This window comes from Microvirga sp. BSC39 (assembly GCF_000739015.1).
In the GTDB taxonomy this organism is placed as follows: Bacteria; Pseudomonadota; Alphaproteobacteria; order Rhizobiales; family Beijerinckiaceae; genus Microvirga.
The window spans coordinates 24,458-48,498 of sequence record NZ_JPUG01000077.1; the positions used below are offsets into that span (position 1 = coordinate 24,458).

Annotated in this window: 18 protein-coding genes; 8 read left to right on the forward strand and 10 right to left on the reverse strand. The window is 66.5% G+C overall.

Annotated features, from left to right (window positions below):
• Position 1: 1 nt before the first annotated feature.
• Positions 2–265, reverse strand: coding sequence for a DUF6460 domain-containing protein (locus MA07_RS22385; RefSeq protein WP_036357154.1), 264 nt, complete (start codon positions 263–265; stop codon positions 2–4).
• 95 nt (positions 266–360) lie between these two features.
• Between MA07_RS22385 and MA07_RS22390 the strand changes: the two genes are divergently transcribed.
• Positions 361–1,302 (forward strand): alpha/beta hydrolase, encoded by a 942-nt coding sequence (locus MA07_RS22390; protein ID WP_036357842.1) that lies wholly within the window; start codon positions 361–363, stop codon positions 1,300–1,302.
• On the opposite strand, the gene MA07_RS22395 is transcribed toward MA07_RS22390, so the two are convergent.
• The 4 genes from MA07_RS22395 to MA07_RS22410 all read right to left on the reverse strand — a co-directional run bounded on the left by MA07_RS22395 (position 1,299) and on the right by MA07_RS22410 (position 5,432).
• Positions 1,299–1,970: a response regulator transcription factor gene (locus MA07_RS22395; protein WP_036357161.1), complete on the reverse strand. Its 672-nt coding sequence runs from the start codon at positions 1,968–1,970 to the stop codon at positions 1,299–1,301. The two genes, MA07_RS22390 and MA07_RS22395, sit on opposite strands and share 4 nt — an antisense overlap.
• Positions 1,971–2,098: 128 nt before the next feature.
• Positions 2,099–2,551: a secondary thiamine-phosphate synthase enzyme YjbQ gene (locus MA07_RS22400; RefSeq protein ID WP_036357165.1), complete on the reverse strand. Its 453-nt coding sequence runs from the start codon at positions 2,549–2,551 to the stop codon at positions 2,099–2,101.
• A 2-nt stretch (positions 2,552–2,553) separates the two neighbouring features.
• Positions 2,554–4,272: a cisplatin damage response ATP-dependent DNA ligase gene (locus tag MA07_RS22405; RefSeq protein ID WP_036357168.1), complete on the reverse strand. Its 1,719-nt coding sequence runs from the start codon at positions 4,270–4,272 to the stop codon at positions 2,554–2,556.
• A complete protein-coding gene (locus MA07_RS22410; protein WP_081929128.1) occupies positions 4,269–5,432 on the reverse strand; it encodes a ligase-associated DNA damage response exonuclease in 1,164 nt (387 codons plus the stop codon). The genes MA07_RS22405 and MA07_RS22410 overlap by 4 nt, the downstream gene beginning before the upstream one ends.
• Positions 5,433–6,037: 605 nt before the next feature.
• Here MA07_RS22410 and MA07_RS22415 point away from each other — a divergent pair.
• Positions 6,038–7,003: a methyltransferase domain-containing protein gene (locus tag MA07_RS22415; RefSeq protein ID WP_244445333.1), complete on the forward strand. Its 966-nt coding sequence runs from the start codon at positions 6,038–6,040 to the stop codon at positions 7,001–7,003.
• Positions 7,004–7,073: 70 nt separating this feature from the next.
• Here MA07_RS22415 and MA07_RS22420 read toward each other — a convergent pair whose 3' ends face one another.
• Positions 7,074–7,889, reverse strand: a complete 816-nt coding sequence (locus MA07_RS22420) for an SDR family oxidoreductase (protein WP_036357171.1) — start codon at positions 7,887–7,889, stop codon at positions 7,074–7,076.
• Between the two features lie 273 nt (positions 7,890–8,162).
• Here MA07_RS22420 and MA07_RS22425 point away from each other — a divergent pair, with 273 nt between their 5' ends.
• Both MA07_RS22425 and pdeM read left to right on the forward strand, forming a co-directional pair.
• Positions 8,163–10,811, forward strand: coding sequence for a ligase-associated DNA damage response DEXH box helicase (locus tag MA07_RS22425; protein ID WP_036357174.1), 2,649 nt, complete (start codon positions 8,163–8,165; stop codon positions 10,809–10,811).
• Complete coding sequence (gene pdeM, locus MA07_RS22430) at positions 10,808–11,509, forward strand: ligase-associated DNA damage response endonuclease PdeM (RefSeq protein WP_052003436.1); 702 nt, start codon at positions 10,808–10,810, stop codon at positions 11,507–11,509. The genes MA07_RS22425 and pdeM overlap by 4 nt, the downstream gene beginning before the upstream one ends.
• Positions 11,510–11,619: 110 nt before the next feature.
• Here pdeM and MA07_RS22435 read toward each other — a convergent pair whose 3' ends face one another.
• The 4 genes from MA07_RS22435 to MA07_RS22450 form a co-directional block, all read right to left on the reverse strand.
• Complete coding sequence (locus MA07_RS22435) at positions 11,620–12,597, reverse strand: nitrilase family protein (RefSeq protein WP_036357177.1); 978 nt, start codon at positions 12,595–12,597, stop codon at positions 11,620–11,622.
• Positions 12,598–12,673: 76 nt separating this feature from the next.
• On the reverse strand, positions 12,674–13,435 hold the full coding sequence (locus MA07_RS22440; RefSeq protein WP_244445334.1) for a TIGR02186 family protein: 762 nt from the start codon (positions 13,433–13,435) through the stop codon (positions 12,674–12,676).
• Positions 13,432–14,361, reverse strand: a complete 930-nt coding sequence (locus tag MA07_RS22445) for a sulfite exporter TauE/SafE family protein (protein ID WP_036357180.1) — start codon at positions 14,359–14,361, stop codon at positions 13,432–13,434. Before MA07_RS22445 ends, MA07_RS22440 begins: the two co-directional genes overlap by 4 nt.
• A gap of 115 nt (positions 14,362–14,476) precedes the next feature.
• Positions 14,477–17,581 (reverse strand): tetratricopeptide repeat protein, encoded by a 3,105-nt coding sequence (locus MA07_RS22450; RefSeq protein ID WP_152568981.1) that lies wholly within the window; start codon positions 17,579–17,581, stop codon positions 14,477–14,479.
• A gap of 370 nt (positions 17,582–17,951) precedes the next feature.
• Between MA07_RS22450 and MA07_RS22455 the strand changes: the two genes are divergently transcribed.
• From MA07_RS22455 to MA07_RS22470, 4 genes are all read left to right on the forward strand, one after another.
• Positions 17,952–18,362, forward strand: coding sequence for a MerR family DNA-binding transcriptional regulator (locus MA07_RS22455; RefSeq protein WP_036357185.1), 411 nt, complete (start codon positions 17,952–17,954; stop codon positions 18,360–18,362).
• A gap of 278 nt (positions 18,363–18,640) precedes the next feature.
• Positions 18,641–20,434, forward strand: a complete 1,794-nt coding sequence (locus MA07_RS22460) for an acyl-CoA dehydrogenase C-terminal domain-containing protein (protein WP_036357188.1) — start codon at positions 18,641–18,643, stop codon at positions 20,432–20,434.
• Between the two features lie 116 nt (positions 20,435–20,550).
• The gene (locus MA07_RS22465; protein WP_036357190.1) at positions 20,551–21,759 is read left to right on the forward strand and encodes an acetyl-CoA C-acetyltransferase; all 1,209 of its coding nucleotides are present in this window, start codon (positions 20,551–20,553) and stop codon (positions 21,757–21,759) included.
• A 25-nt stretch (positions 21,760–21,784) separates the two neighbouring features.
• Positions 21,785–23,992 (forward strand): FAD-dependent oxidoreductase, encoded by a 2,208-nt coding sequence (locus MA07_RS22470; protein WP_036357191.1) that lies wholly within the window; start codon positions 21,785–21,787, stop codon positions 23,990–23,992.
• The last annotated feature ends 49 nt before the right edge of the window (positions 23,993–24,041 follow it).

Below are 24,041 nucleotides of genomic sequence, written 5' to 3' on the forward strand. Positions count from 1 at the left end.
CTCAGCGCCGGCTGCCGAACAAGCGGGAGATGAGCCAGAGCGGCACCACGATGACGGCGCCATAGACGATCCAGAGGCCCACCTCCTGCACGGTCTCGAAGCTGAGATCGAGAACCGAGGCGACCCAGTTGAACAGGCCTTCGATCAACCCGAGGGGCGTGATGCCCAGGAAGGCCAGGAATGCGCCGACGAGGAGCGACAGGAAGATCAGCTTCACCAGCACGGAGCCGGGGGAGCCACCGAGAAAACGGTTCAGATTGGACATGCTTCTCATCTCGTCAGAAAGCGTAATGGACCTTGAGCTTTGCGTGTGCTTCATCGCAGGGGCCGGCGATGAACGCAACCCAACCCGAGTTCCGCATGATCGACCCCGCCCTCTTCGATCCCTCCGCCGTCGGCGAGGAGATCCGTGCCCAGAATGCCGAGATCGTGGCCAAGCTCTCGAAGCTCGGCCGCTACTGGGAGGCGCCTCCCGCCCTGATCCGGGAGAACCGGCGCAAGGGCATCGGGCCATTCCCGCTCATGCCCCTGAGCAGCAGGGCTCAAACGATCACCATCGACGGGCCGGGCGGCCCGATTCCATTGCGCATCATCGCCCCGGAGAACCCGCGGGGCGCCTATCTCCACCTTCACGGCGGAGGATGGACCATCGGCACCGCCGACGAGCAGGATCCCTGGCTCGACCGGCTGGCGGAGCGGTGCGGCCTTGCGGTGGTGTCGGTGGAGTACCGGCTTGCGCCTGAGCATCCGTTTCCAGCCGGCCCCGACGATTGCGAGGCGGCGGCCCTCTGGCTGATCCGCGAGGCGGAAAGCCGGTTCGGCACCTCGCGCCTGTTCGTCGGGGGCGAGTCGGCCGGTGCGCATCTGTCGGCCCTGACCCTGCTGCGCCTGCGTGACAAGCACGGCCTCAGCCCGTTCAGGGGCGCCAACCTCTTCGCCGGCTGCTACGACGTCAGCCTGACCCCGAGTGCCGCCAACTGGGGCGACGAGCCGCTCATCCTGAACACTCCTGGCGTCAAGCTTTTCGCCGACAATTTCTGCGGCCCGGATCTCGACCGGCGCGATCCGGCCATCTCGCCGCTCTATGCCGATCTGACAGGGCTGCCGCCCGCGCTCTTCTCTGTGGGCACCCGCGACCTGCTCCTCGACGACACGCTGTTCATGGCCTCCCGCTGGGTTGCGGCCGGCAGCAAGGCGGAGCTCGCGGTCTGGCCGGGCGGCGCCCACGTGTTCATCCGCTTCGACAGCGCGCTCGCCGAGAAGGCGCTGTCGCGGATCGATACGTTTATCGAGGGGCTTTAATCCGCTCCGGCCTGGGAGGGGCGCTGGGTCACGCCGATCTTGGAGGCGGCGATGACTGCCTGGGTGCGGCTGTCGACGCCGAGCTTGTCGAGGATGGCGGAAACGTGGGCCTTCACGGTGGCCTCGGAGACTCCGAGTTCATAGGCGATCTGCTTGTTGAGCAGGCCCTCGGACAGCATGGTGAGCACGCGAACCTGCTGCGGCGTGAGGGTGCCGAGACGGCGCACGAGGTCGGCGGTTTCCGCGTCCTCGGCGGCCGAGAGATCCACGTCCGGCGGGGTCCAGGTATCGCCCGCGAGCACCGCCTGGATGGCGCCGCCGATGCTGTCGATGTCGATGGATTTGGGGATGAAGCCGGAGGCCCCGAAATCCATGGCCCGGCGGATCACGGTGGGCTCTTCCGTGGCGGACACGATCACCACCGGAAGCTCGGGGTATTGCGCCCTCAGCGACATCAGGCCGGAAAAGCCCTGGACGCCCGGCATGGTCAGGTCGAGCAGGATCAGGTCGACGTCGCGTTCCTGGGACAAGGCGGCGTTCAGGTCATCCATGCCGCTTGCTTCCATCACCCGGGCCTGGGGCATGATGGAGGCAACGGATTGCCTCAGCGCGCCGCGAAACAGCGGATGGTCATCGGCAATGATGATCGTGGTGGACTGACTTTGCACGTGTGCCTACTCCCACGAGACGCTTGCCCTGTGCCTTAGCCGCATCCTTGAGGATATGGCAAGGCGGCAAACGCTGTTCCTGGCTATTCTAGGGGAAACTTCGGAGGCGTCACACGCAATCATGTGGATTACGCCCCGATGAGATGGACGATCAGGTCGCGGGTGTGCGGCCGGTCCCGGTGCTCGGCCAGATAGACGCCCTGCCAGGTGCCGAGCACCATCTGGCCCTCCACCACGGGAATGCTCAAGGACACCCCGGACAGCATGGACCTGATATGGGCCGGCATGTCGTCCGGACCTTCGATGGAATGGACATAGCCGGCCTCGCGGGGCGCCAGACGGTCGAGGGCCGTCAGCAGGTCCCGGCGCACATCCGGATCGGCGTTCTCCTGGATGAGCAGCGATGCCGAGGTGTGGCGGCAGAAGACCGTCAGAAGGCCGTTCAGGACTCCGGTGCCGAACACCCAGCGGGCCAGAGGCTCGGTGATTTCGGTGAAGCCCTGGCCTTCGGTCTCGACCACGAGCCGGCCGTTCACCTGCTGGGTCACGCTCGCCTCCGAGAGGGTTTCCACGTTCAGCATCGTCAGGCCTCCTGATCCTTCAACGGGTGAACCTCCTGTTCGCCCCGCTCCAGGATCTTCTCCAGGGTCTCGATCCGGTCGGCCTCGGCCGCTGGCTTGTCCCAGCGGATGCGGTTGATGCGGGGAAACCGCATGGCGACGCCCGACTTGTGCCGGGTCGAGCGCTGCAGCCCCTCGAAGGCCACCTCCAGCACGAGCCCCTTGTCCTTGCCGTATTCCACCTCCCGGACCGGGCCGAAGCGTTTGACCGTGTGGTTGCGGACAAAACGGTCGAGCTTCACCAGCTCCTCGTCGGTGAAGCCGTGATAGGCCTTGCCCACCGGCACCAGCTCCTCGCCGCCCGGACCGTCGCGCCAGACCCCGAAAGTGTAATCGGAGTAGAACGACGAGCGCTTCCCGTGGCCGCGCTGGCCGTACATCATCACGGCGTCGACGAGGTAAGGGTCGCGCTTCCACTTGTACCAGTAGCCCTTGGGACGGCCGGGGAGGTAGGGGCTGTTCGCCCGCTTCACCATGCAGCCCTCGATGGCATCCGCATCGGGACCTGCCCCGACGGAAGCGGGGTCGGCGCGGGCGGCCGCGAGGTCCTCCCAGGTTTCGAACGGCACCATGGGCGAGAGATCGATGCGCGGGTCGTCGAGCCGGGTGACCAGGGCTTCCAGGCGCCGGCGCCGCTCGGCGAAGGGCAGGGCGCGCAGGTCCTCCTCGCCCTCGAACAGGATGTCGTAGACACGCAGATGCGCGGGAAATTCCGCGATCAGCTTCGGGGTCACGGCCTTTCGGTTCAGGCGCTGCTGGAGCACGTTGAAGGTCTGGACCCGGCCCTCGCGCACGATCAGCAGTTCGCCGTCGATGGCGCCCTCGAAGTCGAGCGCCTCCACGAGATCGGGAAAGGCGCGGGACACGTCCTCGCCGGTGCGGGAATAGATGCGGCGCACCGGGCGCCCGTCGCTGCCATGGCCTGAGGCGGCCTGGAGGCGGATCCCGTCCCACTTCCACTCGGCGAGGAACTCGGACGCCTCGAGCTTCGCAAAGTCCTCATCCTCCAGCGGATGAGACAGCATGGACGGTCGGAACGGCGCGGGGTTGCCGGATTCGGGCTTGGGACCCCGGCCCTCGACCCAGGCAAACAGATCCTCGTAAGGGGCTTCCAGCCCGTGCCAGACCAGCTCGACCTCGTCGGGCTCGATCTGCCCGAGTTGGGCCACCGCGGTCTTGGCGAGCCGCGCCGAGACGCCGACCCGCAGCTCCCGGGTGATGAGCTTGATCAGCGCCCAGCGCCCGGTCTCGTCCAGCGCATCCATCCACCCGGCGACCCGGGCCGGCAGGTCGCTCTTGCTGGTGGTCGCCAGCGTTTCGATCACCTCGGTGAGGGTCGGGACGTGGGGCGGCGGGTTGTTGTGGCCGATGGCGGGGATGTCGGAGGCCGGCGCAACGCTCTCATGCCCCGGCGCAGGCCAGATCAGGGCCACGGTCTCGGCGAGGTCGCCCACATAGTGATAGGACATCCGGAACAGCTCCGGATCGGTCCGCTCCTCCACGAGGCCACGGATCAGGCCGGGCTTGGCCTCCTTGAACATCAGCGCCCCCGTCATGGCCGCGAGCGCATAGCCGCGATCGGGATCGGACGTATGGCGGAAGTAGTCCGTGAGCAGCCGCAGCTTCGCGTTGCGGCGCGGCTCGTAGCCCAGGCGGTCGAGGAGGGCGGCGAACCGGTTCATGGCATATCCTCCCCTTGAGGGGGAGGATCGGCTCGAAGAGCCGAGGTGGGGTGATTGGCGCCGTCGCTTTCCGAGGTTGGTGTTTCCACCCCACCCCGCTCGCCCTGCTCGCGACCCTCCCCATCGAGGGGAGGGTGGGCAGCCTCCTCCGCCTCGCCCTCGTCGCCGTAGCCCAGCATGTGCAGGGGCCGCGCCCTGATGCCGTGGGTGGTGCACCAATGGACCAGGGCATCCTCCTGCCCATGCGTCACCCAGACCTCGCCGGCGCCGGTCTCTTGAATTGTGCGGCAGAGGTCGTCCCAGTCGGAATGGTCGGAGATCACGAGCGGCAGCTCCACGCCCTTCTGCCGGGCTCGCCCCCGCACCCGCATCCACCCGGAGGCGAAGCACGTGACCGGATCGGGGAAGCGGCGGGACCACAGGTCCTGGATGGAGGAGGGCGGGCAGATCACGATGGCCCCAGTTAGCTTGGACCGCTCGGCGGCCACGACCTTCGGCGTCTCGCCTAAGGGAATGCCCTCGGATTTGTAGAGTTCGGTCAGGCGCTCCATGGCGCCGTGAAGATAGATCGGCTGGTCGTAGCCCTCCTCGCGCAGGAGCGCCATGACCCGCTGCGCCTTGCCCAACGCATAGGCCCCGACGATGTGGGCGCGCTCGGGGAACAGGGCCACGGAGTCGAGGAGCTTGCGCACCTCGCCTCGCGTATCGGGGTGGCGGAACACGGGCAGGCCGAAGGTCGCCTCGGTAATGAACACGTCGCAGGGCACGACCTCATAAGGAAGGCAGGTCGGGTCCTCGGCGCGCTTGTAGTCGCCCGAGACCACGACGCGGGTGCCGCCGGCCTCGATGGAAATCTGCGCCGAGCCCAGCACATGGCCGGCCGGCGTGAACCGCACGGTGACGTCGCCGACGCGGAGGCTCTCGCGCAAGGGGGCCTCCTGGGTCGAGCCGGCAAAGTCCTCGCCGTAGCGCACACCCATGATGCGCAGGGTCTCCCGGGTCGCCATGACCGACTGGTGGCCGGAACGCGCATGATCCGAGTGGCCATGGGTGATCAGCGCCCGTTTTACGGGCCGGACCGGATCGATGTGGAAGTCGCCGAGGGGGCAGTAGAGCCCTTGCGGGGTCTGGGTGAGGATGTCGGTGGAACGCAGCGCCATGGGTTAAGAATATAGGGTCCGGTTGGGGGATGTCAGACTGGATAACGCCGAACCAGCACCTTGGGGCCCGCAGCGGGTGCTGCGAGCCTGAAGGGATGTCGAGGGTGGCGCGTTGGGCAGCCCGGCTCGATGTATGGTGTGGAAGGTGAGAGCCAGACTGCTCGTCACGCACGGTTTGTTTCAGCGGACCTGGATCAAGCCAGGATCGGCCACCCGCGATCACAGGCGTGCGAGACCTGCGGCGGGACCGCTCCTCACCCCGCATCTGCGACGCCTCGCGAGCGCGCCCCTCGTCGGGCGAGGATGTCCATAGCTATAGCCCAGCTTAGGACCAAAATCAAGAACAAAATGAGAACACACCCTCACCCGCCTACCCTCTCCCCCCTGCGGGAGAGGGTGGCCTGCGCAGCAGGTCGGGAGAGGGGCCGTGCGCAGCCGGACTGCCCCTCTCCCGGCTCACTTCGTTCGCCACCCTCCCCCGCAGAGGGGGGAGGGTTCACGCGCCTCATCCTGCACGCGATTCCCAGCTTGCCTTCGACATTCGGGATGACACCCGCACCTCATGACCAGTAATGGCAGGAGACGGCGTCAGGCGGAACGCGTTATTGACAGCCTCTCCGCTCTCCCGCATCCACACGCCCATGCCGCCAGCCCCCAATGTCCGATCCACCGGCGATCTTCGCGCCGACCGCCGCTACGAATATGCCCGCGCCGCCTTCGACGAGCGCGATTTCGAGGCCGCGGCCGATCTGGCCCGGCAGGTGCTGGAGCTCGCGCCGGACTTCGCGGCCGCCCATGCCATGCTGGGGCGGTCCCTAGCCGAAATGGGTGTGCCGGAGGAGGCTTTGGACGCCCTGCGCCGGGCTCTTGCCCTGGAGCCTGCCGACGAGCTGGGCGTGCGCCTCGACCTCGCCCGGCTCGGCGCGCTCGCGCCCGACGAGGCGATCACGGAGGGCTATGTGCGGGCGCTCTTCGACGATTACGCGCCGAAATTCGACCGGCACCTGACCGGAAGCCTTGCTTATCGCGGCCCGGAGCTGATCGCCGATGCGCTTCGCCGCGCCTGCTCCGAGCGGGGCCGGGAGGCCCGCTTCGGCCCGACCCTCGATCTCGGCTGCGGCACGGGGCTGATGGCGCAGGCGCTCGATGGCGCATGCTTGTCCATCGAGGGTGTCGATCTCTCCCCCGGCATGCTGGAGAAGGCGCAGAAGACGACGCTCTACGATGCCCTGCACGAGGGCGAACTCGTGTCGTTTCTCTCCAATCGCGCCACGGCAGAGGCCGACCTCGTGCTGGCCGCCGACGTGTTCGTCTACATGGCGGCGCTCGATGCCACGTTCCGGGAGGCCCACCGGGTCCTGGGTCGCGAAGGGCTCTTCGCCTTCACCGTGCAGGCGCATGTGGGCGAAGGCTTCATCCTCGGCGAGGATGCCCGCTATGCCCACAGCGAGGCCTATTTGCGCGGGCTTGCGGACGCGGCGGGTTTCACGGTGGTGATCTTCGAGCGGGTGTCGACCCGCGAGGATCGCGGCGTGCCGGTTTCCGGGTTTTTATGCGTGATGCAGCGCTGATCCTGCCGATGACGACGTCATGGCCGGGCTTGTCCCGGCCATCTCAATCAGGTGAGCTTCAGACCAGCGACTACGCCGGCATCGACGGATGCGGCGCGCTCTCGTAGCAGCCCAGCACCGACTGGTCGAAATCGATGATCGAGCCGGTCATCATGCCGGACTCAGGTGACGAGAGGAACGCCACCGCGCGGGCGACCTCGCGCGGATCCAACAGGCGGCCGAAGGGCTGTTCCTTCTCGGCCTTCTCCAGCCAGCCGTCCTGGGCGCCGTGGTAGAGACGCACGATCCGGTCCTCGCCGGGCGTGTTCATCCAGCCGATGTTGAGGCCGTTCACGCGGATGCGCCACGGCATGAGGCTGAAGGCGGCGTTCCTGGTGAGCGTCGCGAGCGCACCTTTCGAGCCGCAATAGGCCGAGATGAAGGGCTGACCGCCATGGGCCGACATGGACAGGATGTTGACCATCGCGCCCTCGATCTTCTCGCGCCGCATGATCGTGGCGGCCTCCTGCATGAGGAAGAACGGCGCGCGCACGTTCACCGCGAACATGCGGTCGAAGAGCTCCGGCGTGGTGTCGAAGATGGTGCCCCGGTCGGTGATGCCGGCGGCGTTCACCAGCACGTCGATGCGCCCGAAGACGCTGTCCGCCCGCGCGGTCACCTGGCGCGCCTCCTCGACGCTCTCCAGATCGGCCCGCACGAATTCCGTGTGGCAGCCCTGGTTGGAGATCTCGCGGGCCACCGCATGCCCGCGCTCCTCGTTGCGGCCGCAGATCACGATGCCCTTGGCGCCCCGCTCGGCCAGCGTGCGGGCGATGGCCTCGCCCACTCCCTGAGTGCCTCCGGTGACGACGGCGACGGCGTTCTGGAACTGGGTCTCGTGCGGCATGGCGTTTCGTCTTCTCTGTGTCGTGGTTGGCGTGGGTTGAGCTGAGGCGATCCCGGGCCGGATGGCAAGCCGGGACATGAGGGCGTTCACATGTTCTGAGGCGATGCCGTGGTTGTCATCCTCAGGCCAAGCGCAGGCGAGGGAAGGGGATCCATGGCGCCGAGCGCGCGGGTGGATTCCCTTCCCCTCCGCTGACGCGTCCTCCCGGGAATGACAAAGCGGCACTGTCCGGCCATGGCGAAACCTTTGCGGCAGGCTTATCTTTATCCTCCTATGTCCCAGCGTCCCGCCTCCCTTCTCCCCAAAACCTTCCGTGACTGGTTCAAGAGCCGCGGCTGGAAGCCGAGGGCGCACCAGCTGGATCTGCTCGCCAAGGCTGGGCAGGGCCGCTCCGTGCTGCTCGTGGCGCCTACGGGGGCGGGCAAGACCCTGGCCGGGTTCCTGCCGAGTCTCGTGGAACTGGCCGAGCGGGGGCCGAGCCGAGGCACGGCCAAGGACAGGCGGGGCCTCCATACCCTCTACATCTCGCCCCTGAAGGCGCTGGCGACGGACGTTGCGCGGAACCTCGAGATTCCGGTGGCCGAGATGGGCTTGCCCATTCGCATCGAGACGCGCACGGGCGATACGCCCTCGCACAAGCGCGCCCGGCAGATCGAGCGGCCGCCGGACATCCTGCTCACCACGCCGGAGCAGCTGGCGCTGCTGCTGGCCCATGCGGAGGCGCAGGAGTTTTTCCAAAATCTGCGCCGCGTGGTGCTGGACGAGCTGCACTCGCTGGTCACCTCGAAGCGCGGCGACCTGCTGTCGCTCGGGCTTGCCCGACTGATGACCATCGCCCCGCAAGTGACGGCCGTGGGGCTGTCGGCGACGGTGCGCGAGCCGGATGATCTGCGGCGCTACCTGGCGCCGCAGCGCTCCGCGAATACCTCCCCCTTGAGGGGGGAGGTCGCACCGGAGGTGCGGGAGGGGGTGGGAAACTCCACATCTGCAATTGTCGCGCTGCCACCCCGCCCCGGAGCGCTGACGCGCTCCGACCCTCCCCCTCAAGGGAAGGGTGAAGAGGCTCTCGCCGATCTCGTCGTGGTGCAGGGCGGCGCGCAGCCCGACATCCGCATGCTCGATCTCGACGAGCGACTGCCTCTCGCCGGCCATACGGCGTCGCTCTCGATGCCGTCGATCTACGATCTCATCCGCACGCACAAGACCACGCTCGTCTTCGTCAACACGCGCCTGCAGGCGGAGTACACATTCCAGGAACTGTGGAAGCTCAACGACGACAACCTCGCCATCGCGCTCCATCACGGCTCCCTCGACGTCGCACAACGTCGTCGCGTCGAGGAGGCGATGGCGGCGGGAAAACTGAAGGCCGTGGTCTGCACGGCGACGCTCGATCTCGGCATCGACTGGGGCGATGTGGATCTCGTGGTGAATGTGGGCGCGCCGAAAGGGGCGTCCCGCATCATGCAGCGCATCGGCCGCTCCAACCACCGCATGGACGAGCCGTCGGAAGCCTATCTCGTGCCGGCCAATCGCTTCGAGATCCTCGAATGCCGCGCTGCGCTCGATGCCGTGCACGAGGCCGCGCAGGACACGCCGGATGCGCGCATCGGGGCGCTCGACGTGCTGTGCCAGCACATTCTCGGCATGGCCTGCGCCGGGCCTTTCGACCTTGCGGAGCTGTACGAGGAGGTGCGCTCCGCCGCGCCTTATGCGGGGCTGACCTGGGAGGATTTCGAAGCCTGCGTCGCCTTCGTGGCCACGGGCGGTTACGCCCTTCGTGCCTATGAGCGCTTCGCCAAGATCGTGCGGGGCAACGATGGCCTGTGGCGCGTGCGCGATGCGCGGGTGGCGCAGCAATACCGGTTGAATGTCGGCACCATTGTCGAATCCACCATGATCAAGGTGCGCCTCGGCAAGTCCATGCGCTCGCGACCCGGCACCGTGCTGCCGCGCGGGCGCATTCTCGGTGAGATCGAGGAGTCGTTTGCCGAGACGCTGACGCCCGGCGACACGTTCCTGTTTTCCGGCGAGGTGCTGCGCTTCGAGGGCATCTCCGAGGACGAGGTGCTGGCCACCCGCGCCGGCGCCGGCACCGATCCGATGATCCCGTCCTACGAGGGCGGCAAGTTTCCGCTGTCCACTTTCCTTGCGGCGCGTGTGCGGGAAATCCTGGCCGACCCGTTCGAGTGGGACCGCCTGCCGCCGCAGATGACCGAGTGGCTGCTGCAGCAGCGCCGCCGCTCCGTGGTGCCGGGGCCGCGCGATCTTCTGGTCGAGACGTTTCCGCGCGGCAACCGCTTCTACATGACCTGCTTTCCCTTCGAGGGCAGGCTCGCGCACCAGACGCTCGGCATGCTGCTCACCCGCCGCCTGGAGCGGGCCAAGCTCAAGCCTCTCGGTTTCGTGGCGAACGATTACGGCATCGCGGTCTATGCCTCGGGCGACATCGCCGGTCGGGCAGGGCGCGAGCCCGGCTTCATGGACGAACTGTTCTCCGAGGACATGCTAGGCGACGACCTAGAGGACTGGCTGGCGGAATCCTCCCTCATGAAGCGCACCTTTCGGCAATGCGCGGTGATCGCCGGCCTCATCGAGCGCCGGTTCCCGGGAGAGAAGAAGACGGGCCGGCAGGTGACGATCTCCACCGACCTCGTCTACGACGTGCTGCGCAAGCACGAGCCCGATCACGTTCTGTTGCGCGCCGCCAGGGCGGATGCGGCAACGGGACTCCTCGACGTGAGGCGCCTCGGCATGATGCTTGAGCGCATCCGGGGGCGAATCATCCACAAGCCGCTCGACCGGGTTTCTCCTTTGAGCGTGTCCGTCATGCTGGAGATCGGCCGCGAGCGCGTCTATAGCGACAATGCGGACGAGATTCTGGCCGAGGCGGAAGCGGCGCTTCTCGACGAGGCTTTGGCGTGACGGCATTGCGAAAGAACAAAGAGACAACACACGAGATCGAGCTGAAAGGTCAGCCGGCGCTGCTCGACCTGACGGGGGCAATGTACCTGCCGGCCCACGATGCGCTGCTCGTGGCCGATCTCCATTTCGAGAAGGGATCGTCCTTCGCCCGGCGCGGCATGATGCTGCCGCCCTACGACACGCGCGAGACGCTGCTCGCACTCTCCGACGCGGTGTTCCGCTTCAACCCGAAGACCGTGATCGCGCTCGGCGACAGCTTCCATGACATCGGTGGGCCGGATCGCCTCGGGACCGAGGAGCGCACGACGCTGACGCAAGTTCAGCAGGGCCGCGATTGGATCTGGGTGACGGGCAACCATGACCGCATCCTGCCGGACAGCATCGGCGGGCAGGTTGTGGAGGAGATGGCGCTCGGATCACTGACCCTGCGCCATGAGCCCATGGCCGGGGAGCAGGCGGAGATCGCGGGCCACCTCCATCCGGTCGGCAAGGTGGTGATGCGCGGGCGCTCCACGCGGCGGCGCTGCTTCCTCACCGACGGCAGCCGCTGCGTGATGCCGGCGCTCGGCGCCTATGCGGGCGGCCTCAACGCCTGCGATGCGGCGTTCAAGCCGCTCTTCGCCAACGGCTTCACGGCGCACCTCATCGGCACGGAGCGGATCTTCGCCATCGCGAAGTCGATGCTCTGCCGGGATTGAGCATCAACCCGTCGTCATGGCCGCACTTGTTGCGGCCATCCACGTCTTTGAACCACAGCGCTACGAAGACGTGGATACCCGGGACAAGCCCGGGCATGACGTCGAGCGTATCATCTCTGAGTCTTCACCACCGGAGCCTCCGAGAACCGGGCCTGCCGTGGCGCGAGTTCATGGCCCTGCGGCTGCGTGAGGAGCCCGTAGAGATCGGGCCTGCGGCCGCGGATCCAGCGGCGGCCGGTGGCGAGCGGCAGGAGGTCGAGGTCGAGATCCGCGACGACCAGGGCATCGTCCGCTTTCCAGGTTTCCGCGACGATGCGCCCATAGCAGTCGATGATCATGGCATTGCCCGTGCGCACCTCGCCGTCGTCCTCGCCGACGCCGTTGGCAAACAGCAGGAAATAGCCGTTGTCATGGGCGCGGGCAGGCAGCCAGCGCAGAAGCCATTCGCGGCCCTTGGGACCCCGGAACTCCGCTTCGATGGCGTCCGGATCTTTCTGCCGGTTCTCCCAGAGAACCGGGTCGATCAACCCCATGGCCTGGGGGCTGCGCGAATGGCAGCCGCCGGTCTGGTGCGGGGCCATGACGATGTCGGCGCCGAGCAGGGCCGTGGCGCGGGCATTCTCGACGAGGTTGTTGTCCCAGCAGATCAGAACGCCGACCTTCACGCCCCAAGGGGTGTCGAACACCGTGTAGCTGTCGCCGCTCGCGATGTCGTCGCTCTCGAAGGCGTGGAGCTTGCGGTGGCGGTGGACCTGTCCGTCGGGCAGACAGACCACATAGGTGTTGAAGAGCCGCCCGTCGTCGGCCCGTTCGATCAGGCCGGCGCCGATGGCCATGTCGTACCGGGCCGAGAGGCTCAAAACCGCCTGCGTGGAGGGGCCCGAGGGGACAGGCTCGGCAAGCTCCTCGAGCTGATCGCGCCCGAGATTGCGCACATGCCAGTAGCCGGTCAGACACATCTCGGGAAAGGCGAGGATCTTGACCTGACGCTCGGCGGCCTCCCGGGTGAAGCGCTCCACCACCGACATGTTGTAGGCCTTGTCGTTGGCCCTGTGGTGGAACTGAACCGTTCCGGCCTTCAGCATCATCGCGCATGGTCTCCTCAAGCGGGGAGCAGGATCACCCGATGATCCCTGCCTGTAAAGGCCGAGCCTGGCGGCTTATTCAGTCGCGCCGGAAGATGACGTTGGCGAGCCAGCCGAAGAAGATGGCGATCACGGCCGTCGCGAGGCCGTAGAACAGGGACCAATCGCGGGCCACGACACCGATCCGCTCTTCGAAGCCGGTCTTCACCAGCTCGAAATTGGTGGTGGTGCGAGCCAGGATCACGGTGTCGGCAAACAGCGTCACATCCACATCGTAATTGCCCGGTGGGGCGGTGGCCGGCAGGGGAATCCCGGCGCGGAAGATGTCCGGGGTCAGGAAGGTCACGCCACGCTCGTCCTCAATGTAAAGACCCTCCTGGGCCTTCAGACGGTAGAGAGCATCCCGGAACGGCCTGTCCGCTCCGTCGCGGCCGGTGGTAAAATCGTTGGAATTGACGAGGGCTGCGAGACCGATCCTCTGCCGCTGGCGCAGCTGGTCGCTGGTGATCTCCTCAATCGGCCGGGAGGTCATCACGCTGATATAGGCGGGGACCGACGGGAATTTCTGCTGTTCCTGGTTGATCCAGACGGGGCCGAGCCGCTCCTTCTCGCGCACGGTCAGGAACTGACGCGGACCGCGCACCGTCACCACCACGTCGTAGACCGTGGCGCGGGCAACCGTCTGGGCGTCGCGCTCGATGGCGCCGAACACCGCGATCTCCGTGCCGGTATAGTTGGAGTTGATCAGAACCCGATGGTTCGACAGGGACGTGATCAGGGTCTCGGCCCGGGCGGGTGCCAGGCTCACCAGCAGGAGCATCAGGAGGCCGAGCGCCCTCACGTGCGCACCTCCTGGACGGAGATGGAGAAGGGCTCCTCCGGCTGAAGCACGAGCTCGAGCCCGAAGCGCAGGCCCACGGCCAGCAGCAGGATCGCGAGAAGGAAGCGGAACAGCTCCGCCCGCAGATGGCGTCCCATCCGGGCGCCGAACTGAGCGCCGAAGACACCGCCGACGATGAGGAGGATCGCCAGCACCATGTCGACCGCCTGATTGGTGATCGCGTGGAGAATGAGCGCAACCAACGTGGTGCAGACGATCTGGAACTGGGAGGTTCCGACGACCACGGTGGTGGGCACGCGGAAAATGTAGAGAAGCGCCGGCACCACGATGAAGCCGCCGCCGATTCCCAGCAGGGCGCCGGCAAACCCGATGAAGAGCGAAAGTCCCAGGATCGGGATGACGCTCACATAGAGCTTGGAGCGGTAGAAGCGCATGCGCAGGGGCCAGCCGAGATAGGGCGCATGCTCGCCAGCCCGGCGCCGCAGGCGCACCGTGCCCCCCTTCCGCCGGTGCCAGAATTCCCGGATGCTCTCCTTCAGCATCAGGCTGCCGACGATGGTGAACAGCGTCACGTAGGAGATGACGATCACGAGATCGAGCTGACCGGCTCTTCGCGCGGCCGCAAAGAACCAGACGCCGAGGGCCGATCCGACGAAGCCGCCCGCCACCAGGATGGCTCCGAGCTTGTGGTCGAGGGCGTTGCGTCTGAGCGCCCCGAGCACGCTGGTGGTGGAGGAGGCGACGATCTGGGCCGATTGGGTTGCCACGGCCACCGCCGGGGGGATGCCGAGGAAGATCAGGAGCGGCGTCATGAGGAAGCCGCCGCCGATTCCGAACAGGCCTGAAATGAAGCCCACCGCCGCACCCATCCCGAGGATGAGAAGAACGCTCACAGGCATTTCAGCGATAGGCAAATAGATTTGCAACCCGGTTCCCCTGTGGCCGGTGCAGCCATGTGGTTGTTACAGCTCGTTGTTACAGCATCATGCAGGCGATGTAACGGTCATGTTCTGAACGGAAGATGACGGAGCCTGCCTGCCTTCAACTCCTGTCAAGCAGAGATCGATCCAGGGCCGCCGTCCATTCCGGGCCAGCGGCCGGCGGCTCGTTCGCGATCGGGTCCACGGCGCGCGGGCGCCAAAGATCGACGGCGGCTTTGGCATTCCTCAGATCCGCAGGGCTGAGGCGGGGGGCCAACTCGTCCCGCTTCCGGGCTGCTTCCGCATCCCCCTGAGCGGCCGCGAGGGAAAACCACTGGAAGGCCCTGGGCAGGTCGGGCTTCGAGCCGATGCCGCGGGCGAGGAGAAGGCCCGTGTTGAACTGGCTGTCGCGGAAGCCGGCCTCTGCGGCCTCCGTGTACCAGCGCAGGGCCGTGACATAGTCCGGCTTGCCGCTGGCCCCGGAGGTGAGCAGGGTTGCGAGGTTGTGCATGGCGCGGACATGCCCGCCCAGGGCCGCCCGCTCATACCAGAACACAGCCTGCTTGAGATCGCGCCCGACCCCGAGGCCCTTCTCGAACATCGCGGCAAGACGTTCCTGAGCCGGCGGGAGGCCAGCCTGGGAGGCGCGCTCGAAGAGGCGAACGGCTGTTGCCAAGGGCGCGGCGACGCCGCGCCCTTGCGCCAGCCGGGCGCCGATCTCGTAGAGGGCCGCTGCATCGCCCGACAGGGCCGCCTGCCGCAGACCGGCTGGAACATCGGCCGGGATGCCGCCGACCGTCGCCGGGTCGACGAGGAACCGGCCGGCTGCCAGCGGAGCCGCGATCGAGGTGTCTGCGGCAAGGCTCGATCGCTGGAACAGGCTCAACTCCTGCTTGGCCGCAGGAACAGGTGCTGCGCCGTGGGCTTCCGGCGCGGGAGCCTGAGTCGGCTGCGGCGCACTCGCCGATGCGGCGGTTGAAGCGGTGTGCCCTCCGGACAGGATCTGTGCGGTCCCGGCTGCCAGGACCAGGAACGCGAGCCCCAGAAGGAGTGGACGGCTGTGGTTGTCGAAGGTCCGGCGCAGGCGCGCGAACAGGGAGGGCAGCGGCGGCGTGGCCGTCTCCGCCTGTCCATCCTGCTGTTCGTTCGTGGGACCGGCCTCCTGGACGAGCGGCGAGGGGGAGGGCTCGGCGTTCTGTGCAGCCCTTCGTGCCGCCGCAATGAAGCTGGCGCGCACATGGCCCTGGTCGGAGTCCGAGGCTGCAGGCGGCGGAGCTTCCGCTGCGCCCGGGGTATGCACGGGCGCGTCGGGACGAGGGAGCGTGGTATCCTCGATCCGCGACAGGGTGACCGCATGAAGCTTGCGCACGGCCGCTTCGAGGCGGTCCGCGGGCGGCAGTTCCGAGGATGGGAGAGGCGGGCTGGCGGCCATCGGCCCAGCCTGGCCCGGCAGGCGGGACGCCAGCGCTTCCAGGGCCTCATGAACCGACTTCAGGGTTTCCTGGGTCTTCCTGTCCGAGCGGGTATGAAGGGCCTTCAGCTCGACGAAGCCATGCTTGAGGGCGTCCAGATCGCCCGAATCCGGCACGGCTGTCCGGATGTCGTTCAGTGCGGCCCTGGCCGCACGCTCGGCGATTCCAGCCGCCTCGTTCTGCAGGTTCGTCAGATGCCCGGCCGCCTCTTCCAGGGCTCTGTGCAGCGGCTCGCCGGGCATGGACCCGAGGCGTTCCGTCAGGGCCGCGACCTGCCGCTCCAGGTTGTCGAACACCGCCGGCTGTGTGGGCTGGCATTCGAGCTTCCCGTCGATGGACCGGAGCATCTGCGCCAGGCCGGTGGCATCGCTCCGCTGGCTGAGCTGGCGCAGTTCCTGCTCGATCCGGTCGAAGCGTTCCAGGAGCGGCTCATGGGGCATTCCGCTGATGGCGTCGCTGTCGGGGAAGCGGCTGCCGGACAGGCTGGCCATGCGTTCGGTCAGGAGGGCCAGCTGCTCGCTGATCGGCGCGAGATCGGCCGGCTTCGGGTCCGGGCGGCGGACCAGGAGATCGAGGCGGTGATCCAGGCTCTCCAGCAGGTCCGGAACCTTGCTCGTGTCCTGGGCCGTGGCGGTCACGTAGAGGGCCGAGCAGACATCGTCCAAGGACCGTTTCAGGGCGGTGAAATCGCTCTTGCTGACCTGATGAAGGCGAAGCTCGGCGATCTGCCTGCCGAGAGATTCAATTTCGCCCGAGAGCCGCGCCATCTGCTGCGGCTCGGCGCGGCTCGCCAGGTCATGCCGCAGGTCCACGATCTGGCCGCTGAGGAATTCGACGACCGAGCGGTCGATCCCCGTTTCGGCCATGCGGTCGATCTTCTCCTTGACCCGGTCGATCCCGAGGCCGAGGTGGTGATGCAGCTCGTGATTGACCCGCTCGGAGAGAGTCTGGACCTCTTCGTAGAGGACGGTCATCGAGCCGGCGAGGGTGTGCAGGTCCTTGGCTGTCGGTCCCTGCTCGAGGTCCTTGGCAAGGGAGCCGAGGGACGCCCCGAGGGCAGCGATCTCATGGCGGGTCGCCAGATGCTCCATGCCCGACCGGAGGGTGTCGATCTCCGTGCGGATCGTCTCGACAGCCGGCGCGAGGTCCGGGTTCGGTTGCTCCAGGCGGCTGGCGAGCCGGGCCATGTCGGCCCGCAGGCCGGACAGGGTCTCGGACACCGGGGCGAGCGCCCTGAGCGCTTCCTCCGTGGGGAACTCGATGCGCGGCGGATCGGCCCGCTCGGTGGCGACCCGGCGCTCGACCGTGTCGAGGCGCTCCTTCAAGGACGACAACGCCTGGGACAGGATGGCCGCGATGCGCTCCTGCTGACCGACGGAGGCGCGGGCGGCATTGTTGAGGCGGGTCTCGGCCTGCTCGATCCAGCTTGCCATCGATTCCAGGGCGATGGCCGTCCGCGAAGCCTGATCCTGGGCCTGCCGCTCGCTCTCGGCCGCGATGGCCGCCCTGAGGGCGTCGTAATTCTTCTTCGGCTGCGGGCGCGGTGCGGAGGACATCCGGGCGATCAGGGTGTCGAGATCGCTGCCGGCGGGCCGGCGGGGCTTGGGCCGAAAGGAGGGAGAGGGTTCGTCGTCCAGCCCGGCCAGAACGGCCGCCGCCCATTCCTCGAGACTCAAGCCCGCCCGGCGTGCCGCGGCCATGGCCAGCTCACGGGCGTCGAGGTCGTCAAGTCTTGAGAGGACGTGTCGTCTCATCATGGGCTCGCGGGGATACGCTGAAACTCCTCAAGACCAAGATGGGCCCCGTGCCGATCTCCGCCTGACGGGCAAAGGGCAGTGGAGAAGCGGCGAATCATGGCGCCTCCAATCCCTTCATCCGGCAGCACAGCTTTCGTCGCGCGTAGTAAAAAACCCGTTAAATGGAGAGGTTTTCGGGCAGATTGCCCGCCGGATGGGCAGACTATTACCTTGGGTCATGCCGCAAAGAGCGGGTTCTTTTGCCCTACCGGCAGCCGATGGTTGTAATACCCTTGCATCTTCCGAATTATATGTTCTATCATTTTGTTACCAAAGGGGATGTGCGTCGAGCACGGAGCCGAGAAGTAGTGAGATGACGGGGCAATCCATGGACCAATACGCAATCGGCGCCAAAGCTGGTGATGCAGCAGAGGGTGCAAAGCAGTACACGATCGGCGATCTCGCGCGCGAGTTCGGGGTGACCCTCCGGACCCTCCGGTTCTACGAGGATCGCGGCCTCCTGTCCCCCCGCCGGGACGGCACCGCCCGCATCTACGACGCCCGCGACCGTGAGCGCCTCTCGGTAATTCTGAAGGGCAAGCAGCTCGGCTTCACCCTGACCGAGATCCGCGCCATGCTGGCCGAGGAGCGCTCGGGCAATGGCCCGGCCATGAACCTCAAGCTGTCCCTCGAACAGGTCGAGGATCAGATCCAGCATCTGGAGCAGCAGAAGAAGGAAATCGAGGAAGCTCTGGCCGAACTCCAGGCCCGCCGCGCCGGTCTGGCGGCCGCTGCCTGAACCGCGCGCTCTGCGCAGCCGACTGAAACAAGCCCTCCGGCATCAGGCTATCGGCCTCGATACCGGAGGGCTTTTCGTTTGTGCGCGGACCGTCGCGCAAGGGGAGCCATGGTCAAGAGCAGCCGGCAAGCCCTCAGGCTGTTTCTATGGATCCCCCAAAAGATTCGATGCCCGCCTCTTCCAAACGCGGCTGGATAGTTTATATGTGAACTATCTGCTTGGCCGATATCTTCTCGTATGGGAAGATACGCGCCCGATCCGACCTGGGAGACATCCGAATGCCGGTCTACAAGGCCCCCGTCGAAGACGTCATGTTCCTTCTGAACGACGTGTTCCCCATCGAGCGCTACAACAACCTGCCCGGTTTCGCCGACGCGACGCCCGACACGGTGGAGGCGATCCTGGCCGAGGGCGCCAAGCTCTGCGAGGAGGTGTTCGCGCCTCTGAACCTGTCCGGCGACCAGGAGGGCTGCACCCGCAACCCGGACGGATCGGTGACCACGCCGAAGGGCTTTAGGGAAGCTTATGAAGCTTATGCGGCCGGCGGCTGGATGGGTCTGGCTGCGCCGGAGGAGTTCGGAGGGCAGGGGCTTCCTTCGGTCCTCAACACGATCATGCAGGAATTCGTCTCCTCGTCGAACCTGGCGCTGGGCATGTATCCGGGCCTGACCCAAGGCGCCATCGCGGCGCTCATCGAGCACGGCACCGAGGAGCAGAAGCAGATCTATCTGCCGAAGATGATCGAGGGCACATGGACCGGCACCATGAACCTCACCGAGCCCCATTGCGGCACGGATCTCGGGATGCTCAAGACCAAGGCCGTGCCGAACGGCGACGGCTCCTATGCCATCTCCGGCACCAAGATCTTCATCTCCGCCGGCGATCACGACATGGCGGAGAACATCGTCCATCTGGTGCTGGCCCGCATCGAGGGCGCCCCCCAGGGCACCAAGGGCATCTCGCTCTTCGTGGTGCCGAAGGTTCTCGTGAACGAGGACGGCTCGCTGGGTGAGCGCAACGGCGTCTCCTGCGGCTCCCTCGAGCACAAGATGGGCATCCACGGCAACGCCACCTGCGTGATGAACTACGACGGCGCAAAGGGCTGGCTCGTCGGTCAGGAGAACCGTGGTCTCAACGCCATGTTCGTGATGATGAACGAGGCGCGGCTTGCGGTGGGCGTGCAGGGACTGGCCCAGTCCGAGGTGGCTTATCAGAACGCCGTCGCCTATGCGAAGGACCGCCTGCAGGGCCGCTCGCTCACGGGCGCGAAATTCCCCGACAAGCCTGCCGATCCGATCATCGTGCACCCGGACGTGCGCCGCACGCTGATGTCGATCAAGGCCTTCAACGAGGCGGGCCGCGCGCTCATCGTCTGGACCGGGCTCAACAGCGACATCGCGCACCGCTCCTCCGACGACGCGCAGCGCCAGACCGCCGAGGACTACATGGGCCTCATGACCCCGGTGGTGAAAGGCGTGCTGACCGATCTCGGCTTCGACAACGCCGTCAAGGCGCAGCAGATGTTCGGCGGCCACGGCTATATCGAGGAATGGGGCATGTCGCAGTTCGTGCGCGATGCCCGCATCACGCAGATCTATGAGGGCGCCAACGGCATCCAGGCCATGGACCTCGTGGGCCGCAAGCTCGGCAAGGACGGCGGACGCGCCGTCATGACCTTCTTCAACGAGGTCGGCGCCTTCTGTCAGGAGAACGCGGGCGACGAAAGCTTGCAGTCCTATATCGCGCCGCTGCAGCAGGGTCTGGGCCATCTCCAGCAGGCCACCATGTGGTTCATGCAGAACGCCATGGCAAAGCCCGACAATGCCGGCGCCGGCGCCACCGACTACATGCATCTCTTCGGCACCGTGGTCATGGGCTATATGTGGGCCAAGATGGCGAAGGCCGCTCAAGGCAGGAAGGCTGAGGGCAATGGCGTCGCCGACAAGATGGACGCCAAGCTGCTCACCGGCCGCTTCTACATGGAGCGCATGATGCCCGAAACCGCCACGCGCCTTGCCCGCATCACCACGGGCGCGGACGCCACCATGGCGCTGCCGATGGAAGCTTTCTGACAACAAGCGTCATCCCGGCCGAAGAGCCGGGATCGCAAGACGAGTAAAGCGTTCTATTCTGATAACGATCCCCGGATCGCTTCGCGTCCGGGACGACAGAGACCCAGGAGGCCTCCATGGCTGAAGCCTATATCTACGACGCCGTCCGCACTCCGCGCGGACGCGGCAAGCCGGATGGTTCGCTGCATGAGGTGCCGGCCGTCGATCTCGCCGTGACGACGCTCGACGCGATCCGCCGCCGCAACAACCTCGACCCCAAGCTGGTGGAGGACGTGGTGCTGGGCTGCGTCGACCCGGTGGGCGAGGCCGGCGGCGACATCGCCCGCGCGGCGGCGCTCAAGGCCGGCTTCGGCAAGGAGGTTCCGGGCGTTCAGATCAACCGCTTCTGCGCCTCCGGTCTCGATGCGGTCGCTCTTGCGGCCGCGCAGGTCATGTCGGGCATGAAGGACATCACCATCGGCGGCGGCGTGGAATCCATGAGCCGCGTCGGCATGGGCGCCTCGGGCGGCGCATGGCCGGTGGATCCGGGCATCGCCATCGACAACTACTTCCTGCCGCAGGGTATCTCCGCGGACCTGATCGCCACGAAATATGGCTTCTCCCGCGATGACGTCGACGCCTATGCGGTCGAGTCGCAGAAGCGTGCCGGGAAGGCCTGGGACGAGGGGCGCTTTTCAAAATCCGTCGTGCCGGTGAAGGACATCAACGGCCTCACGATTCTCGCCAAGGACGAGCACATGCGGCCGCAGACCGACATGCAGTCGCTGGGCCAGCTCAAGGCTGCCTTCGTGCAGATGGGCGAGATGGGCGGCTTCGACGCTGTGGCGATCGCCGCTCACCCGGACGTGGAGTTCGTCAATCACGTGCACCACGCAGGCAACTCGTCGGGCATCGTCGACGGCGCGGCCGCCGTTCTTGTCGGCAACAAGGAGGGCGGCGCGAAGGCCGGCCTCAAAGCCCGCGCGCGCATCAAGGGCTTTGCCTCCATCGGGTCCGATCTCGCGCTCATGCTCACCGGCCCCATCGACGTCTCGGAGCTGGCTTTGCGCAAGGCCGGCATGACCAAGGACGATATTGATCTCTTCGAGATCAACGAAGCCTTCTCGTCTGTGGTGCTGCGCTACATCCAGGCGATGGATCTCGACCCGGCGAAGGTCAACGTGAATGGCGGCGCCATCGCCATGGGCCATCCGCTCGGCGCCACCGGCGCCATGATCCTGGGCACGGTGCTCGACGAGCTGGAGCGCACGAACAAGCAGACGGCGCTCGTGACGTTGTGCGTTGCCGCCGGCATGGGCACGGCCGCGATCATCGAGCGGGTTTGAGAACGAGCGGAACGGGAGACATTCCATGACGAACTTCACCAATTTCCGCTTCGAGACAGACGCCGACGGCATTGCGCTTGCCACCTGGGACATGCCGGGACGCTCCATGAACGTGATCACCCCCGAGGTGATGGGCGAGCTGGAGCGGATCATCGACACGGTCGTGGGCGACGAGGCCATCAAGGGTTGCGTCATCACCTCCGGCAAGGAGGCGTTCTCGGGCGGCGCGGACCTCACCATGCTCCAGGGGCTCGGCGCGGAATATGCGCGCTTGGCCAAGGAGAAGGGCGAAGAGGCTGCGATGCAGTTCTTCTTCGACGAGTCGCGCAAGCTCTCGCTGCTCTACCGCCGTCTTGAGACCTGCGGCAAGCCGTTCGCCGCGGCCGTGCACGGCGTGTGCCTCGGCGGCGCCTTCGAGCTTGCGCTCGCCTGCCATTATAGGGTGCTGTCGGACGTGGATTCCACCCGCGTCGGCCTGCCGGAGGTGAAGGTCGGGCTCTTCCCCGGTGCCGGTGGCACACAGCGCGTGGCGCGTCTCATGCAGACGGGCGATGCGCTCCAGATGCTGTTCAAGGGCGAGCAGATCCGCCCATTGATGGCCCGCAACATGGGGCTCGTGCATGCCGTCGCGCCGCGCGAGGAGATCGTGCAGGCAGCCAAGGACTGGATCAAGAACGGCGGCTCCGCCGTCGCGCCCTGGGACCAGAAGGGCTACAAGCTGCCCTCCAACAAGGTGTTCTCCGCTGCCGGCATGCAGATCTGGCCTCCGGCCAATGCCATCTACCGCCGTGAGACGCAGGACAACTATCCGGCGATCCGCGCCATTCTCGAGTCCGTCTATCAGGGCCTGCAGCTGCCGATGGACCTTGCCTTGAAGGTGGAATCGCGCTGGTTTGCCAAGATCCTACGCTCGAAGGAGGCGGCGGCGATGATCCGCACGCTCTTCATCTCCATGCAGGATCTCAACAAGGGCGCACGCCGTCCGAAGGACGTGCCGGCCACCAGCCTCAAGAAAGTCGGCGTCATCGGCGCGGGCTTCATGGGCGCGAGCGTGGCCTATGTCACGGCCAATGCGGGGCTTGAGGTGGTGCTTATCGACCGCGATGTGGAAGCGGCCGAGAAGGGCAAGGCGCACTCGCACAAGCTCATGTCCGATCAGGTCATGAAGGGCCGCGCCAAGACGGCTGACCGCGACGCGCTGCTCGCACGCATCACGCCCTCCGCCGACTACAATGACCTGAAGGATTGCGACCTCGTCATCGAGGCGGTGTTCGAGGATCCCAAGGTAAAGGCCGAGGTGATCCAGAAGGTGGAAGCGGCTATCCGTCCGGATTGCATCTTCGCCTCCAACACCTCGACGCTGCCGATTTCAGGACTTGCACAGCAGTCGAAGAATGCCGGCCAGTTCATCGGCATCCACTTCTTCTCGCCGGTCGAGAAGATGATGCTGGTCGAGGTCATCATGGGCAAGGAGACGGGCGACAAGGCGCTCGCCACCGCGCTCGATTATGTGCGCCTGATCAAGAAGACGCCGATCGTCGTCAACGACTCGCGGGGCTTCTTCGCCAACCGCTGCGTCCTCGCCTACATCCTCGAAGGCCATCTCATGCTCACCCAGGGCGTGCCGGCCACCATGATCGAGCAGGCCGGAAAGCAGGCGGGCATGCCGGTCGGGCCGCTCTCCCTCAACGACGAGGTCGGCGTCGATCTCGGCCTCAAGATCCTGCGCGCCACCAAGGCGCAGCTGGGCGATGCCGCCATCATCCCCGAGCAGGAAGAGCTGCTCACCACGCTCGTGGAGAAGGAGGGACGCCTCGGCCGCAAGAACCGGAAAGGGTTCTACGACTATCCGGAAGGCGCGCCCAAGCGTCTCTGGCTCGGGCTGACGGATCTGCAGGTGAACCCGGCAGCGGCTGAACTCATCGACATGGACGAGTTGAAGCAGCGCCTGCTCGTCACGCAGGCTCTGGAAGCCGCGCGCACGGTCGAGGAGGGCGTCGTCACCGATCCGCGCGAGGCGGATGTGGGCTCGATCCTCGGCTTCGGCTTTGCGCCCTATACGGGCGGCGCGCTGTCCTACATCGACTTCATGGGTGCAAAAGCCTTCGTGGCTTTGTGCCAGTCGCTGCAGGCCAAGCACGGCGACCGCTTCGCGCCACCGAAGCTCCTCCTCGACATGGCGTCGAGCGGCGAGACGTTCTATGGACGCGCAAGCGCGAAGAAGGCGGCGTGACCCACCTGACCCTCTCCCCTTCGCGGGAGAGGGTGACCCTTGTGTCAAC